Below are 14,193 nucleotides of genomic sequence, written 5' to 3'. Positions count from 1 at the left end.
CGCGGAGCCTGTCATCGGGCCGCGCTTCGCGCGGACCCGTTGGCTCGCACCGACGATGTTGATGCAGGCGCGCGACAAAACTCCCCGCTCGTGCCCTGGACGCAGCGCAGCGCTTCTTCATCGGTGCGCTCAAGAGCCGGGGCCCATCCATCCGCTAGTGCGGTGGCCTGCTGGGTCCCGACTCTGCGCCGCAGCGTAAACGCTGCAGCGTGTCTGAGACACGCGGAGGGCGAACGCCGTCACCCCACCTCCGCCATCGTCTCACAAATACCGCGTCAGCTCGGCCTTGAACTGCCCGTAGACGGCGTCCTCGATCTGGCTGCGCGTGATGCCGATGTCGCGCAGGGCGCGGTCGTCGAGCTGGTTCAGCGTCTTGACGGCGGAGCGGCGCTCGAGGCGGTCGAACAGCGCATAAGTGGCGGCGACGAGCGTGCTGAAAAATCCGCTCGATGAGGAGGGGCGTAAACTCCGCCCGGCAGTTTGCGAGATCGTGGTCATTGTTCTTCTCCGGCGTGCTGTCCCGCGCGGCGAAGCCGATGCCGTTGGCGCAGACGCTTCGAGCGCTTGCACCTCATTTGCCGTGGGATTGCTCTCGCTCTCCTCGGCTCAATCGCGGAACTTGATGGAACCTAAATGCTTCAGTACACTGCTCGGAGCAAGTAAAACATTGCTCTCGGTGCAATAATGTCCAAGTTCGAGTACGTGAAGCTCGCCGATGCCATTGCGGCCGATATCACTAACGGCAGGTTAAGGCCCGGCGACCGGCTGCCGCCGCAGCGCAATTTTGCCTATGACCGCGGCATCGCGGTCTCGACCGCGAGCCGGGTTTACACCGAATTGCTCCGTCGCGGGCTCGTGGTCGGCGAGGTCGGCCGCGGCACCTTCATCTCCGGCGATGTCAGGCGCGAAGTCGAGACGATCAGGGAGCCTGTCGACGCGCGCATCAATTTCGAGGTCAATTATCCGCTGCTGCCCCAGCAATGGGCGATGATCGCCAAGAGCCTTGCGGGGCTCGAGCGCGTCGACGCGCTCGAATCCGCGCTGCGCGTCTCGACCAGCACCGGCACCAAGAGCGCGCGCGTGGCGGCCGCCGCCTATCTCGCACGCAAGGATTTCGCGCCGCAGGCCGAGCAGATTTTCTTTACCGCCAACGGCAAGCAGTCACTCGCGGCCGCGCTCGCAGCGCTCGTCCCCACCGGGGGCCGCTGCGGTGTCGAGGCCCTGACCTATCCCTACGTCAAGAGCATCGCCGCGCGGCTCGGCGTGACGCTGGTCCCGATCCCGATGGACGAGCACGGCGCGCGGCCCGACGCCATCCAGAAAGCGCATCGCGAAGCCCACCTGTCGGCGCTGTATCTCCAGCCCATCATCCAGAATCCGCTCGGCGTCACCATGAACGCAACGCGGCGCGCCGACATCATGCGCATCGCCGAGAAGCTCGATCTCACCATCATCGAGGACGCCGTCTACGGCTTCCTCGCCGACGACGCGCCGCTCGCGGCGCTCGGGCCCGACCGCTGTATCGTGCTCGACAGCCTGTCCAAGAAGGTCGCGCCCGGCCTTGCGCTCGGCATCCTGGTCGCGCCGCCGCATCTGCGCGAGAGCGTGATGAGCGCGATCCGCACCGGCGGCTGGATCGCCTCCGGCCACGCGCTGGCGTCGGGCCAGCGGCTGATGGCCGACGGCACCGTCGCCGAGCTGACAAGGCTGAAGCGCATCGACGCCGCGCGCCGCCAGCAGACCGCAGCGAGGCTCTTGGCCGGCTACCAGCTCGCGGCCGATCCGCGCGCCTATCATCTCTGGCTGACGCTGCCACCGCATTGGCGTTCGCAGACCTTCGTCGCCGCGGCAGCCCGGCGCGGCATCGCGCTGACGCCGTCCTCGACGTTCGCAATTGCTCATGGTCATGCACCGAATGCGGTGCGGCTCGCGCTCGCTCCGCCGTCGCCCGAGCAGCTCGATTCCGGCCTGCGCACGATCGTCTCGCTGCTCGGCAACAAGGAAGAGGATTTCGACTCGACGGAGTAGCGATCGTCTATGGCAGCAAGGACCGGGGCAATTGATCGAAGCTGTAGCTCCGCGGCTGGTTGCGCCGGACGAAGCCGCCGACCTGCCAGGCGAACAGCGCGGCAAAGCCGAGGATGAACAGCGCGCCGGCGAACTCGCCGATCATCAGCGCGCGAATCAACAGCACCGCCGTCGCCGCCGTCAGCACCGCAAGGAAGACCAGCACCGCCGCATAGGCCATGCGGCCGAGGCCCGCGCTCAGCGTCGCCCGGCTGCCAGCCTTGGCCATGCGTGCATGCAGCGCGACGATGAACTGGCGAAAACCGCTGTCCTGCGGCGCCATCAGCGCGGCCGTTTGCCAGCTCGTCGACAGGATCGCGATGCGCCCACCATCGGCGTGGCTGACATCGGCGCGAAAGCGGTGCTGCTGCATCGAAACTGGGCGGAACGACAGCCGGATCGCGCTGATCTCGTCATAGCGCCACAGCGCGGAGCGCCCGGCGATGTGCCAGGACAGGCCCTCGTCCGTCAGCTCGAAGCGGTGCGCCGAACCGATCAGCGAGGCCTTGTAGGCATAGCTCGTGACTGCGTCAGCATCCGAAACCTGCATCTCGACATCGATCCCGTCCGCGCGATCCCGTCAGCGATCCGCTTGCGCGAACACCCTCGCCCATCCTACAAGCGGGGCATGGCTGAGACGACCTTTTTTCCGCGCCGCCTGATTCTCGGCGCCGCCGTGATCTCCGGCGTGCTGCTCGCGCTCGCGGTGCACATGCTGGGCGCGCGCTACGGGCTCGACCTCGGCGGTCTCTGGCGCGCCGACACGCATGAGTTCATCCCGGCCGGCGCGGCGATCGCCTGGTGGCTGATCGCCACCGTCGGCTTTTCCGGCGGCTATTTCACGGCATCATTGATGCAGAGCGCCGTCTCCGGCCAGATCCCGCAACGGATGCGCCAATTCCTGATCGCAGTCGGCGTGCTACTGCTCGCGGGCGCGGGCCAGGCGGCCTCGGCACCGAGCCCGATCCCAACGGTCTCGGGCGTCCTGGCCGGGCTCGCTGCGCTGTGCCTCGGCGCTGTGATGGCATTTTGCGGCGCGCATTTTGCGGTGCGCCGCGGCTAGGCCATCACGCCGACGCGAGTAGCCGCGGCCGGTCCAGCATGATCGCGATATCGGAAGCAGGCCGCGGCTTGCTGAACAAATAGCCTTGCGCCTGGGTACAGCCTTCACGCCGGAGCAGCTCGAGCTGCGCGTCGTTCTCGACGCCTTCCGCCGTGGTGACGATACCGAGGCTGCGGCCGAGGCCGGTCACAGCGCGGATGATCGCCATGGAATCCTCGCGCGTCGCCAGCTCCGATACGAACGAGCGATCGATCTTGATCTTGTCGAACGGGAAGCTGCGCAAATAGCTCAGCGACGAATAACCGGTGCCGAAATCGTCGAGCGAGATCCGCACGCCCATCGCGCGCAGCTCGTGCAGGGTCGTCAGCGTCGCCTCGCTGTTCTGGAGCAGCACCGATTCGGTGATCTCGAGCTCGAGGCGGCGCGCATCAAGTCCCGAGATGGCCAGCGCCTCGGTCACCGATGCGATCAGGTTCGGGCTCTTGAACTGCACCGGCGACAGGTTGACGGCGACGTCGACATCGTCGGGCCAGGTCGCCGCGTCGGTGCAGGCGGAGCGCAGCACGAACTCGCCGAGCTGAACGATGAGCCCGGTCTCCTCGGCCAGCGGTATGAAGCTGATCGGTGCGATCAGCCCGCGCTGCGGGTGGTTCCAGCGCAGCAGCGCCTCGAAGGCGACGACGCGGCCGCTCGCGACGTCACGGATCGGCTGATAATACGCTACGAACTCGTCACGTTGCAGCGCCGCGCGCAGATCCATTTCCAGGAGGCGCCGCGCCTGCGCGCGCGCATCCATGCCGGTCTCGAAGAAGCGATAGGTGCCGCGGCCGTCCGCCTTGGCGCGGTAGAGCGCGAGGTCTGCGTTCTTCAGGAGCTCGTCCGGATGGCTGCCATCCTGCGGCGACAGCGAGATGCCGATCGAGACGCCGATCACGATCTGATGGTCGTCGATCTCGTAAGGCGCCGAGATCACCTCGACCAGGCGCCCGGCAAGCGATCTCGCAGCGGTTTCCTCGGAACGTCCGATCTGGACCACCGCAAACTCGTCGCCGCCGAGCCGCGCCACGGTGTCGTGCTCGCCGACGGTGGACTTCAGCCTGCGGCCGACTTCCTTTAGCAGCGCATCGCCGATGGGGTGGCCGAGCGAGTCGTTGATGTCCTTGAAGTGATCGAGATCAAGACAAAGCACCGCGAGCTGGTCGCCCGACGTGGTCCGGCGCAGCCCATGCTCGAGTTGTTCGTGGAACAGCACGCGGTTCGGCAGGCTGGTCAGCGCATCATGGCGCGCCATGTGCGAGATCTTGGCCTGCGCCTCCAGCCATTCGGTGATGTCCTCGAAAGTGGCGACCCAGCCGCCGCCCTGCATCGGCTGGTTGACCACCCGGATGGAGCGGCCGAACCGGTTGACGACGTCGGTCGTGGTGCGTCCCTCCCGCGCGTCGGCGACGAGGCGGGCGAAGAATTGATCCGCGTCGCCCTGCCACTGGCCGTTCGCCTGCTCTTCCCTAAGCACGTCGACCAAAAGGCGGCCGGTGAGCAGGATGTCGGTGCGACGGAGCATCGCGGCATAGCGCTCGTTGAACAGGATGATCTTGCCGTTCGCGTCAAACATGCACAGTCCTTGCGACATGTTCTCGAGGGCGCTGTCCAGCACGATCTGCTGGCGCCCCAGTTCGCCCTTGGCGCGGCGGTCGAGCAGCGCGGCCACGAGCGCAATCGCGATGATCGCGACCGCAGCGCTGGCGGTGAGGAAGGACAGCGAGGCCGGCGGGATGGAGAGCCCGCTGATCGCGCGGGTCGGGTCCGGCGTCAGCAGCACCGCTCCCATCGCGGTGAAATGATGCGCGACGATGGCAAGCGTCAGCAGCGCAGTCGCGCTCAGCGTATGGGAGAGGTCGTCGCGCCGCGCGGCGATGAACAATGCGAAGGCCGCAAAGACGATTCCGAACAGCACCGAGGCGGCAACCGTGCTTCCGATCCAGGCCACCCGCGCCGGAATCTCCAGCGCCGCCATGCCGGTGTAGTGCATCGCCGCAACACCAGAGCCGACAATCGCGCCGCCGAGGGCGATCCACACCTGGCGCGAGGACGATACCGCGATGCTCAGCCCCACGAAGGTCACGGAGATCGCAAGGATCAAGGAGAGGAGCGTTACCGGGATGTTGTAGGCGCCGGCACCGCCCGGCCCGTAGGCGAGCATCGCGATGAAATGCGTCGCCCAGATGCCGCATCCGCTGACGGCGGCATCCAGAGCGATCCAGACCAGACGCCCGGGCCCCTGCGTCGCGCGTGCGCGTTGAAACAGGCTGATTGCCGCCGCGCTGGCGAGCAGACACACCGCAGCGCCAAGCGCGACCAGTCGCCAATCGTGCTCGTCGGTGAGACAGAAGAGAACTTGATACATCGCCGGCCCCTATCGACCGGCACTTGAGCCGACAGAGATGGACGATTGGTAACTGGCTACAAACCTGCTCCGGGAATGGTGAATGGGAGATGTGTGCGTTCGCTCAATTGTTCATCCTCGCGCCGGCGCACCGACGCCGATGACGGCGGCGGCAATCAGCAAGACCGCCGCCGAGATGACCAGCGACAGATGCAGCCCTGTCATGAACGCACGGTCAGACGCCACCAGCGAACCGAACAGAGCAACGCCGAGCACACTGCCGGTCTGCCGCGTCGCGTTCAGGACGCCGGCCGCGATGCCGGAACGCGCCTTCTCGACGCTGCCGAGCAGCGTTGACGTCAGCGGCGGCACCAGTAGGCCGAGCCCTCCGCTGATCGCGATCGTCTGCGCGCAGATCGCCCAGTAGCTGGTCCCGGCTTCGATCCAGAGCAGGCCGAGACAGCCGATTGCCGAGATGCAGGCGCCGAGGATGATGGTCGGGCACGAGCCGATGCGCTCGGCCAGGCGCGGCGCCAGCAGATTGACCGGCAGAACCGCCGCCATCATCGGCACGAAGGCAAGCCCGGTCCACCATGCCGACAGCCCGTTGATCCTCTGGAAATACAGGCTGAGCACGAAGATCAGGCCGTAGATCGCGATGTTCACCAGCAGTCCCACGAGCGAGGTCAGCGTGAACAGCCGCTGGCCGAACAATGACAGCGGCAGCATCGGCTGCGCCGCCCGGCTCTCACGCCAGACAAAGAGCACGGCGAGAATGGCGGCGCCGACAAAGGCTGCGATCACGGCCGGATGGTCCCAGCCGAGCGCCCCGCCTTCGATGATTGCTCCGGCAAGCGCGCCCAGCGCACCGATCGCAGCCAGCTGGCCAGGCAGATCGATCTCGCGCGAGCGCGCGCGCGTGGTCTCGCTGGCATAGCGCCAGCTCAGCCACAGGCCCGCGAGCCCGATCGGCAGATTGACCAGGAAGATCGCGCGCCAGCTGACCAGCGTGATCAACGCGCCGCCGACAAAGGGGCCGGCGGTGAGTGCAAGGCTTGCTCCGGCGGCCCAGACCGCGACGGCGCGGCCGCGCTCGCGGTCGTCCGCATAGGCATGATTGAGCAGGGCAAGAGAATTCGGCACCAGGATCGCCGCCGCCAGGCCCTGAACTAGCCGTGCTGCGATCAGCACGACCGCATTGGGCGACAGCGCACAGGCGAGCGAGGCCGCGGTGAAGATGGCGAACCCCGCCATGAAGACGCGCTTGGCGCCGATCCGGTCACCCAGCGCACCGGCCGTGAGGATGAAGGCTGCAAACGCGATGGTGTAGGCGCTGACCACCCATTGCAGCTCGGCGACCCCGCCGCCGAGCGCCCTGCCCATTGCATCGAGCGCGGTGTTGACGATGGTGACGTCGAGCTGCACCACGCCATAGCCGAGGCTCATGGCGGCAAGCGTGAGGGAGGTTGCAAGATGCGAGCGGGCCCGCGGCGCAGCACTCGCCTTGTCTAAGGTTCGGTGTTTGATGGTGCTTGCTCGCATGCTGCCACCTCGCTTGCAGCCCCATGCGAAATATACCCCTCCGGCGGGCCGTCATGTTTCGACAATGGTCGAATAATGGATGTGGCTGCGCCCGGCCGCCACCCATAAAGTGCATCGCCCGTCTTGTGCGCAGTGGCGCACTGGGATGCGCCGGAAATAAGACGCCGCGCGACCATCGCGCGGCGTCGTCGTCTTGGCTCCGTCTTGCCTCAGCTCGCCGCGCGCAGATTCACCTTGCTCTCGGCGAGCGTCGTCAGCTTCTTGTCGGTCGCCTTCTCCTCCTCAAGCGTCTTGGCAAGCACCGCCGCGCAATCATTGCGGCCGAGCTGCTTGGCCCAGGCGATCAGGCTGCCGTAGCGGGCGATCTCGTAATGCTCAGCGGCTTGGGCCGCATTGATCAGCGCCGCGTCGAGCACGGCCTTGTCGGCAACTTCGCCCGCCGTCTCGTCGGCTTCCTCGATGATGCCGTCGATCGCCGGGCAGTCGATCGCCTTCACGGCGACGCCGTGCATCTTCAACACTTCCTCGAGACGCGCCACGTGCTGCTTGGTTTCTTCAAGGTGCGTCAAAAAGCCCTGTTTCAGCTGCGGGTCGGTGGCCTTGCTGGCCATTTTCGGCAGCGCCTTGGTGAGCTGCTGCTCGGCGTAATAGATATCCTGGAGCTGGTGCACGAACAGGTCGTTCATGGTTTTGATGTCTTTTGTGAACAGTCCCATCGTTCCGGTCCTCTCGGTTCGGGAACACGACGGCATGGGCCTGCACGAAAGGCCGCCTGTTCCGCCATGTCCGGTTGCTGATGGGGCCTAACGAGCACGCGGCACCGACGTTCCAAGACACCCTTCGCTTGCGCTGGAACAATGCCGACGGCGCCAGGATTTGAAACCATCCTCCTTAAACACGAATGCGCTTTCCGAACCGCACGTCGCGACTCATATGCTTAACGCGCGTCGGATGTGAACCACATATGACAAAAGTGGCTGGTCCAACGCAGAACCTATTGTTGTCAAGGGCTGCACAAGCCGCTGTTTTTGCCTTAAATGAGCTGGATCATGCCAAGCGATCGACGCCTGCCCTTTGGCCGTCATCGTACCCGCACTGGCCAATGCCTGGCCGGATCGGTCTTGCCCCCCGCCGGGAGGATGAATGCACGGACTGCTGCCCGCGCTGAAACGCGGCTTCAATAGATGGATTGGCTGGCGACGGCTCGGCATTGCCGCGAGCGTCTTCATCATTGCCTTCGCAATCACCACGCTGGTGCGGACCCTCAAGGGCATCGATACCGGAGTTATCTTGACGGCGTTGACCGAGATTCCTCGCGGGAATATCGGTCTGGCGGCGATCTGCGTCTTCTTCGCGTTCTGCACGCTGACATTCTACGACTTTTTCGCACTGCGAACGATCGGCAAGAAGCACGTGCCTTATCGCATCGCGGCGCTCTCCAGCTTCACGTCCTATTCGATCGGCCACAACATCGGCGCTACCGTCTTCACCGGCGGAGCGATCCGCTTCCGGATATATTCGGATTATGGGCTGAACGCGATCGACGTCGCCAAAATCTGCTTCCTGTCCGGCCTGACCTTCTGGCTCGGTAACATCTTCGTGCTCTCGATCGGCATGGCCATCCATCCGGGTGCGGCGTCGTCGATGGATCAGCTGCCGTCGTCGATCAACCGGTTGATCGCGCTCGGCGGCCTCGCCTCGATCGGCGCTTATCTGGTCTGGCTCTGCATGGGTGAGAAACGGCGCGAGCTCGGCCAGAAGGGCTGGAAGGTGGTGCTGCCCTCGGCGCCCCTGACGCTGGTGCAGATCCTGATCGGCGTGATCGATCTCGGCTTCTGCGCCACGGCGATGTACCTGCTGATGCCGGCCAATCCACCGATCGACTTCATGTCGCTCGCCGTTGTGTTCATCCTGGCAACGCTGCTCGGCTTTGCCAGCCATGCGCCGGGCTCGATCGGCGTATTCGATGCCGCCATGCTGGTGGCGCTTCCCGAATTCGGCCGCGAGGAGCTTCTGGCGACGCTGCTGGTGTTCCGCATCCTCTATTTCGTGATCCCGTTCGGCCTCGCCATCTCCATCATGGGCACGCGCGAGCTCTGGATGAACGTGGTCGCGCCGTGGCAGGAGCGGCGGCGGCTGGCGGAGGCCTGCACCCAGGCCAACCTGCCCAAGCAGGTGGCCGCGATGGAGCGCGAGCGTGCGCTGCGGCAGGCCGGCAAGCGGTAGGCCACTCAGACATAGGTTGCGGGCGGGGCAGCTATCCCCTCTTATTTCCGCCTCAACTTTGCCGTTGAACACGCGGGCCATGATCCCTCCCTCCTTTCGCACCTTCTCCGCAGGCGCCCTCCTGCTTGCCGGGATTCTGACCGCTTTGCCGCTCGAGCGCGCTGCCGCTCAGGACGCCGGCGCCATGCAGATCAGCTGGGAGGTGCGCAACCGCTTCCGCCTGTTCCGCGAAGAGCGCGATTTCCTGCTCCATGTCGAGAATGCGCGCAACCGCAGCATCCTGGCCGCCGAGCAGTCGCTGGAGCTCCAGAGCGAGGGCCGCGGCTGGGCCCGCAACATGGTCAACCGGCTCTGCATCGACCTCCAGGGCCGGGTCAACCAGCCCTGCACCCGCGACAACGTCAAGGAGAACTACATCACCCCGATCGATCATCCCGTCACTGTGCGCCTCCTCGGCGCAGTGCCGGTCGGCGCCACCTGCGCCTGGTCGTTCGATGACGGCGACGGGCCGCAAGCGTCGACCTTCGATTGCGCCGAGCCGGTCAATTTGCGCGTCCGTTACGGCAAGCAGACGGTCGCGACCGTCGACGTCTCCTCCGGCTCCGATCCGACCCAGCGGGTCCAGGCTGAGATCCAGGTTCGCGACATTTTCGTTGCCGGCCTCGGGGACAGTATCGCCTCCGGCGAAGGCAATCCGGACCGGCCGCTGGCGCTGTCGGACGAAGGTTTCTGCTTCCGCTCCTATCTCGGCACCGCCGGCGCGCAGTACTATCGGCCGAGCCGCGCCGGCTTCAAAGGCGGCCGCGCCTGCGAGGCGCCGGACACGCTCGCCAACTGGCAACGCTACAGTGCGCTCTGGTTCAACGCGCCCTGTCACCGCTCGCTCTACAGCTATCAGGCCCGCACCGCGCTGGCGCTCGCGGTGCGCTACACCCACATCGCCGTGACCTTCCTGCCGCTCGCCTGCACCGGCGCCGGCATCGGCGACGGACTGCTCGGCTCGCAGCGCGCCCGCGAATGCCCGCCCGGCAAGACCGGCGTCTGCAACACCAGCGTGAACGCGCAGGTCGCCGAGCTGCGCGAAGCGCTCACCGCGGCGAAGAAACGCCAGCCCGACCGCACGCTCGATCTCGTGCTGCTCTCGGTGGGCGCCAACGACGTCTATTTTTCCGGCCTCGTCGCCGACGTCATCGTCGACACCGCGACCGAGCGCGCACTGTTCCGCCGCTCCGGCGTGATGGCGAGCGTCGACGATTCCCGCGATGCGCTGGCGCGCGAGCTGCCGCAGAATTTCGTCAAGCTGCGCGAGGCGCTGAAGCCGCTGGTCGGCGGCGACCTCTCACATGTGGTCTATGTCTCCTACGCCAACCCGGCGCTCGCCGACGGCGGCGTGCCCTGCCGCGGCGGCCGTGGCGGCTTCGACATCCATCCATCTTTCAATGCCGATCCGCAGCGCCTCGCCCGGGTCTCCACCTTCGTCGACACCGAATTCCTGCCGCAGCTGAAGGGGCTCGCCACCTGTACCCGCGGCGCGCTCTGCCGCGATACCGAAGCCGACCGCATGACCTTCGTCGATGCGCACCAGGCCGCGTTCGCCGATCACGGCTTCTGCGCCCATTCCGGCAACGATCCCGAATTCGACCGCACCTGCTTTGCCGAGAACGGCCAGAGCTTCAATCCCGACATCGTGACGGCGGCGAGTCAGCCGATGCTGTGCGGTCGCGGCGCCTCGGAATATCGCGCCTACCTGCCCCGTGCCCGCTGGATCCGCGACGCCAACGATAGCTATTTTGCTGCGATGACCTATCCGCAAGGATTGCCGGCCGCGAGCCAGCCGACCGACATCCACGACGCCACCTGGGGCGTGCTCTCCGCCGTCTATGGCGGCGCCGTGCATCCAAGCGCCGAAGGCCACGCCGCGATGGCCGATGCCGCACTGCCTGCCGCGAGCGCCGTGCTCGGGCTGGATGCAGTGCCGCCAAGCGTGACGCGCGGATTTCTGCCGCAGCTACTTCCGAGCGCGCGGCAGTAGGACGACGACGAGCTCTCTCCTCCCTGTCATTGCGGGCGCAGCGAAGCACTCCAGAGTCCCTCCTCGGCAAGATTCTGGATTGCTTCGCGGAGCCTGTCATCGGGCCGCGCTTCGCGCGGACCCGTTGGCTCGCAATGACGAGCTTGGCCCACACTCTCGGTGTCGTCGCCCGCGCGGGCAGGCGATCCAGTACTCCGAGGCGGTTGTGATTGAACCGAGAAGCCGCGGCGTACTGGATTTCCGCCTTCGCGGGGAATGACGGCGGGTTGGCTCGTGTAGTGCGCCGTAGCCAAACTGCGCTCGCGCATTCTCGTCACGTCGCATCGTTCCCCTTGTCTGCCGTTCCATCAATCCAAAAACGGCATCGATCGATACCCCCTTGAACTTGGACACTTTGCCGCGCGCGCCTCTAGGAGTCGCCTTGAGGAAATGTTCGAGTTCTAAGGAGGCGCGTGATGAGCGCAGTGGTGTCCGCAGCGGACGTGAGGCGGTCTCGCGTCAGGCTGTTCATCGTGACCATGTTGTTCCTGGTCACCACCGTCAATTACGCCGACCGCGCCACGCTGTCGATCGCAGGCCCCGCACTCTCCAAGGAGCTGCATCTCGATCCGGTCGCGATGGGCTACATCTTCTCGGCGTTCGGCTGGTCCTATGTGATCGCGCAGGTGCCGGGCGGCTGGTTGCTCGACCGCTACGGCTCGCGCCTCGTCTATGCCTTCAGCATCATCGTCTGGTCGATCTTCACGATGATGCAGGGCTGGGTCGGCTTTTTCAGCACCGGCACCGCGATCGTCGTGCTGTTCGCGTTACGCTTCCTGGTCGGCATCGCCGAAGCGCCCTCCTTCCCGCCAATGCGCGCATCGTCGCGGCCTGGTTTCCGGGCAACGAGCGCGGCACCGCGTCGGCGTTCTTCAATTCGGGGCAGTATTTCGCGACCGTGATCTTCGCGCCGCTGATGGGCTGGATCGCGCACGCCTACGGCTGGCGCTTCGTGTTCTTCGTGATGGGCGCGCTCGGCGTCGTCATGGGCCTCATCTGGATCAAGACCATCTACGGCCCGGAGGAGCATCCTTCGATCAGTGATGCCGAGTTCGACTACATCAAGGAGGGCGGCGCGCTGGTCGATCTCGACGCGTCCAAGGACGATCTGAAGCAGGAGCGCGCGCCTCAATCCGGCTCCGGGTGGGACCACATCCGCCAGTTGCTCTCCAACCGCATGATGCTCGGCGTCTATCTCGGCCAGTATTGCATCAACACGCTGACCTATTTCTTCCTGACCTGGTTTCCGGTCTACCTCGTCAAGGAGCGTGGGCTGTCGATCCTGCAAGCCGGCTTCGTCGCGACGCTCCCGGCGCTGTGCGGCTTCATCGGCGGCGTGCTTGGCGGCATCATCTCCGACGCCATCCTGCGCAAGACGGGCTCGCTGACCCTGGCGCGCAAGATCCCGATTGTCGGCGGCATGCTGCTATCGATGTCGATCATCGCCTGCAATTATGTCGACGGACAGGCGTTCGTGGTCGGCTTCATGGCGCTCGCCTTCTTCGGCAAGGGCATCGGCGCGCTCGGCTGGGCGGTCGTCTCCGACACCTCGCCGAAGGAAGCCAGCGGCGTCTCCGGCGGCCTGTTCAACACGTTCGGCAATCTCTCCTCGATCACCACCCCGATCGTGATCGGCTACATCCTGGCCGCAACCGGTTCGTTCAACGGCGCGCTGGTGTTCGTTGGTCTCAACGCGCTGGTGGCGGCGTTCGCCTATGTTGTGATCGTCGGCAAGATCGAGCGGGTGATGCTCAAACGTTCCTCCTGAGAGCTCCGAGCAATCGGAGCGGACCAGGCAACTCAACGGCGGCTTAATCAGCCGCCGTCTTTGTTTTGGGGGTGATCGATGCTAGAAGTGTCGGGGAAACGCCTTATCCATCTAAGGCATGTATCGATGTTCGACCTCAACCAGCTCCGCTGTTTCGTCACGGTGGCGGAGGAATTGCATTTCGGCCGCGCCGCCGCGCGGCTGAACATGACCCAGCCGCCTTTGTCGCGGCAGATCCAGGTGCTCGAGCACATCATCGATGCGCCGCTTCTGGAGCGTACCAGCCGCTCGGTGCGCCTGACGCCCGCGGGGCGAAGCTTCCTGCCGGAGGCGCGGCGCATCCTCAAGCTTGCGGAAAGCGCCTCGCAGGTCGCCCGCCGCATCGCGCTCGGCAAGACCGGCTCGCTGAAGATCGGCTTCACGGCCGCCGCGGCCTACGGCTTCCTGCCTGAGCTCGTCGCCGCCTGCCGCGCAAAGCTGCCCGAAGTGGATTTCTCGCTGAAGGAGATGGTGTCCGGCGACCAGTTCGAGGCGCTGACCTCGGGCCAGATCGACGCCGGCCTGCTGAGGCCGCCGATCGCGCGTCCAGAGCTCGCCAGCCGCCGCGTCGTCGCGGAGCCCCTGCTCGCCGCGATCCCGAAGAAGCATCCGCTGGCGAACGCCGACAGCGTCACCATCAAGGATTTCGACGACCAGCCCTTCGTGATGTATTCGCCTTACGAGAGCCGCTACTTTCACGACCTGCTGGTGGCGCTGTTCACGCGCGCCGACGTGCTGCCGCGCTATGTCCAGCATCTCAGCCAGATCCATTCGATCCTCGCCATGGTGCGCGCCGGCCTCGGCCTCGCCATCGTGCCGGCGGCGGCGGCGAGTCTGAAGATCTCCGACGTGCGGCTGCGGCCGCTGAAGCTGCGCACCCGCCTTCCGGTCGAGCTCTTCATGGTCTGGCGCCGTGACGACGAGAATCCGTTGCTCTCGGCCCTCGTCAAAATCGCCGGTGAATTGTCCTCCGCGGAGGTGACAGAGGATTGATGCTCAATCTGCATCAGTCGATATAGGCTTTGGCTTGGACG

Annotated in this window: 10 protein-coding genes and 1 pseudogene; 6 read left to right on the top strand and 5 right to left on the bottom strand. The window is 65.7% G+C overall.

Features of this window, described 5'->3' with window-relative positions; translation table 11 throughout:
- Window positions 1-261: 261 nt before the first annotated feature.
- Complete coding sequence (locus tag IVA78_RS31935) at window positions 262-498, bottom strand: DUF1127 domain-containing protein (RefSeq protein WP_247421900.1); 237 nt, start codon at window positions 496-498, stop codon at window positions 262-264.
- A gap of 186 nt (window positions 499-684) precedes the next feature.
- Here IVA78_RS31935 and IVA78_RS31930 point away from each other — a divergent pair, with 186 nt between their 5' ends.
- Complete coding sequence (locus IVA78_RS31930; protein ID WP_247469409.1) at window positions 685-2,028, top strand: PLP-dependent aminotransferase family protein; 1,344 nt, start codon at window positions 685-687, stop codon at window positions 2,026-2,028.
- A 7-nt stretch (window positions 2,029-2,035) separates the two neighbouring features.
- Here IVA78_RS31930 and IVA78_RS31925 read toward each other — a convergent pair whose 3' ends face one another.
- Window positions 2,036-2,617 carry a hypothetical protein gene (locus tag IVA78_RS31925; protein ID WP_247469407.1) on the bottom strand — a complete coding sequence of 194 codons (582 nt, stop codon included), beginning with the start codon at window positions 2,615-2,617 and terminating at the stop codon, window positions 2,036-2,038.
- A 78-nt stretch (window positions 2,618-2,695) separates the two neighbouring features.
- Here IVA78_RS31925 and IVA78_RS31920 point away from each other — a divergent pair, with 78 nt between their 5' ends.
- The gene (locus IVA78_RS31920; protein ID WP_247421907.1) at window positions 2,696-3,130 is read left to right on the top strand and encodes a hypothetical protein; all 435 of its coding nucleotides are present in this window, start codon (window positions 2,696-2,698) and stop codon (window positions 3,128-3,130) included.
- 4 nt (window positions 3,131-3,134) lie between these two features.
- Here IVA78_RS31920 and IVA78_RS31915 read toward each other — a convergent pair whose 3' ends face one another.
- The 3 genes from IVA78_RS31915 to IVA78_RS31905 form a co-directional block, all read right to left on the bottom strand.
- Entirely contained in the window at window positions 3,135-5,534 is a 2,400-nt protein-coding gene (locus IVA78_RS31915) for an EAL domain-containing protein (RefSeq protein WP_247469406.1), read from the bottom strand.
- Window positions 5,535-5,645: 111 nt separating this feature from the next.
- Complete coding sequence (locus tag IVA78_RS31910) at window positions 5,646-7,055, bottom strand: MFS transporter (protein ID WP_247421912.1); 1,410 nt, start codon at window positions 7,053-7,055, stop codon at window positions 5,646-5,648.
- 209 nt (window positions 7,056-7,264) lie between these two features.
- Window positions 7,265-7,771, bottom strand: a complete 507-nt coding sequence (locus IVA78_RS31905; RefSeq protein ID WP_247421914.1) for a ferritin-like domain-containing protein — start codon at window positions 7,769-7,771, stop codon at window positions 7,265-7,267.
- 427 nt (window positions 7,772-8,198) lie between these two features.
- Here IVA78_RS31905 and IVA78_RS31900 point away from each other — a divergent pair, with 427 nt between their 5' ends.
- From IVA78_RS31900 to IVA78_RS31885, 4 genes and pseudogenes are all read left to right on the top strand, one after another.
- On the top strand, window positions 8,199-9,281 hold the full coding sequence (locus IVA78_RS31900; RefSeq protein WP_247421917.1) for a YbhN family protein: 1,083 nt from the start codon (window positions 8,199-8,201) through the stop codon (window positions 9,279-9,281).
- Window positions 9,282-9,360: 79 nt separating this feature from the next.
- The gene (locus IVA78_RS31895) at window positions 9,361-11,313 is read left to right on the top strand and encodes a hypothetical protein (protein ID WP_247421921.1); all 1,953 of its coding nucleotides are present in this window, start codon (window positions 9,361-9,363) and stop codon (window positions 11,311-11,313) included.
- A gap of 455 nt (window positions 11,314-11,768) precedes the next feature.
- Window positions 11,769-13,120, top strand: a pseudogene (locus IVA78_RS31890) (MFS transporter).
- A 126-nt stretch (window positions 13,121-13,246) separates the two neighbouring features.
- The gene (locus IVA78_RS31885) at window positions 13,247-14,152 is read left to right on the top strand and encodes a LysR substrate-binding domain-containing protein (RefSeq protein WP_247421924.1); all 906 of its coding nucleotides are present in this window, start codon (window positions 13,247-13,249) and stop codon (window positions 14,150-14,152) included.
- Window positions 14,153-14,193: the final 41 nt, after the last annotated feature.

The sequence above is a fragment of the Bradyrhizobium sp. 137 genome (assembly GCF_023074095.1).
Taxonomy (GTDB): Bacteria; Pseudomonadota; Alphaproteobacteria; order Rhizobiales; family Xanthobacteraceae; genus Bradyrhizobium.
Note: the sequence above shows the minus strand (reverse complement) of the source record. Positions and strands in the feature narration are given on the sequence as shown.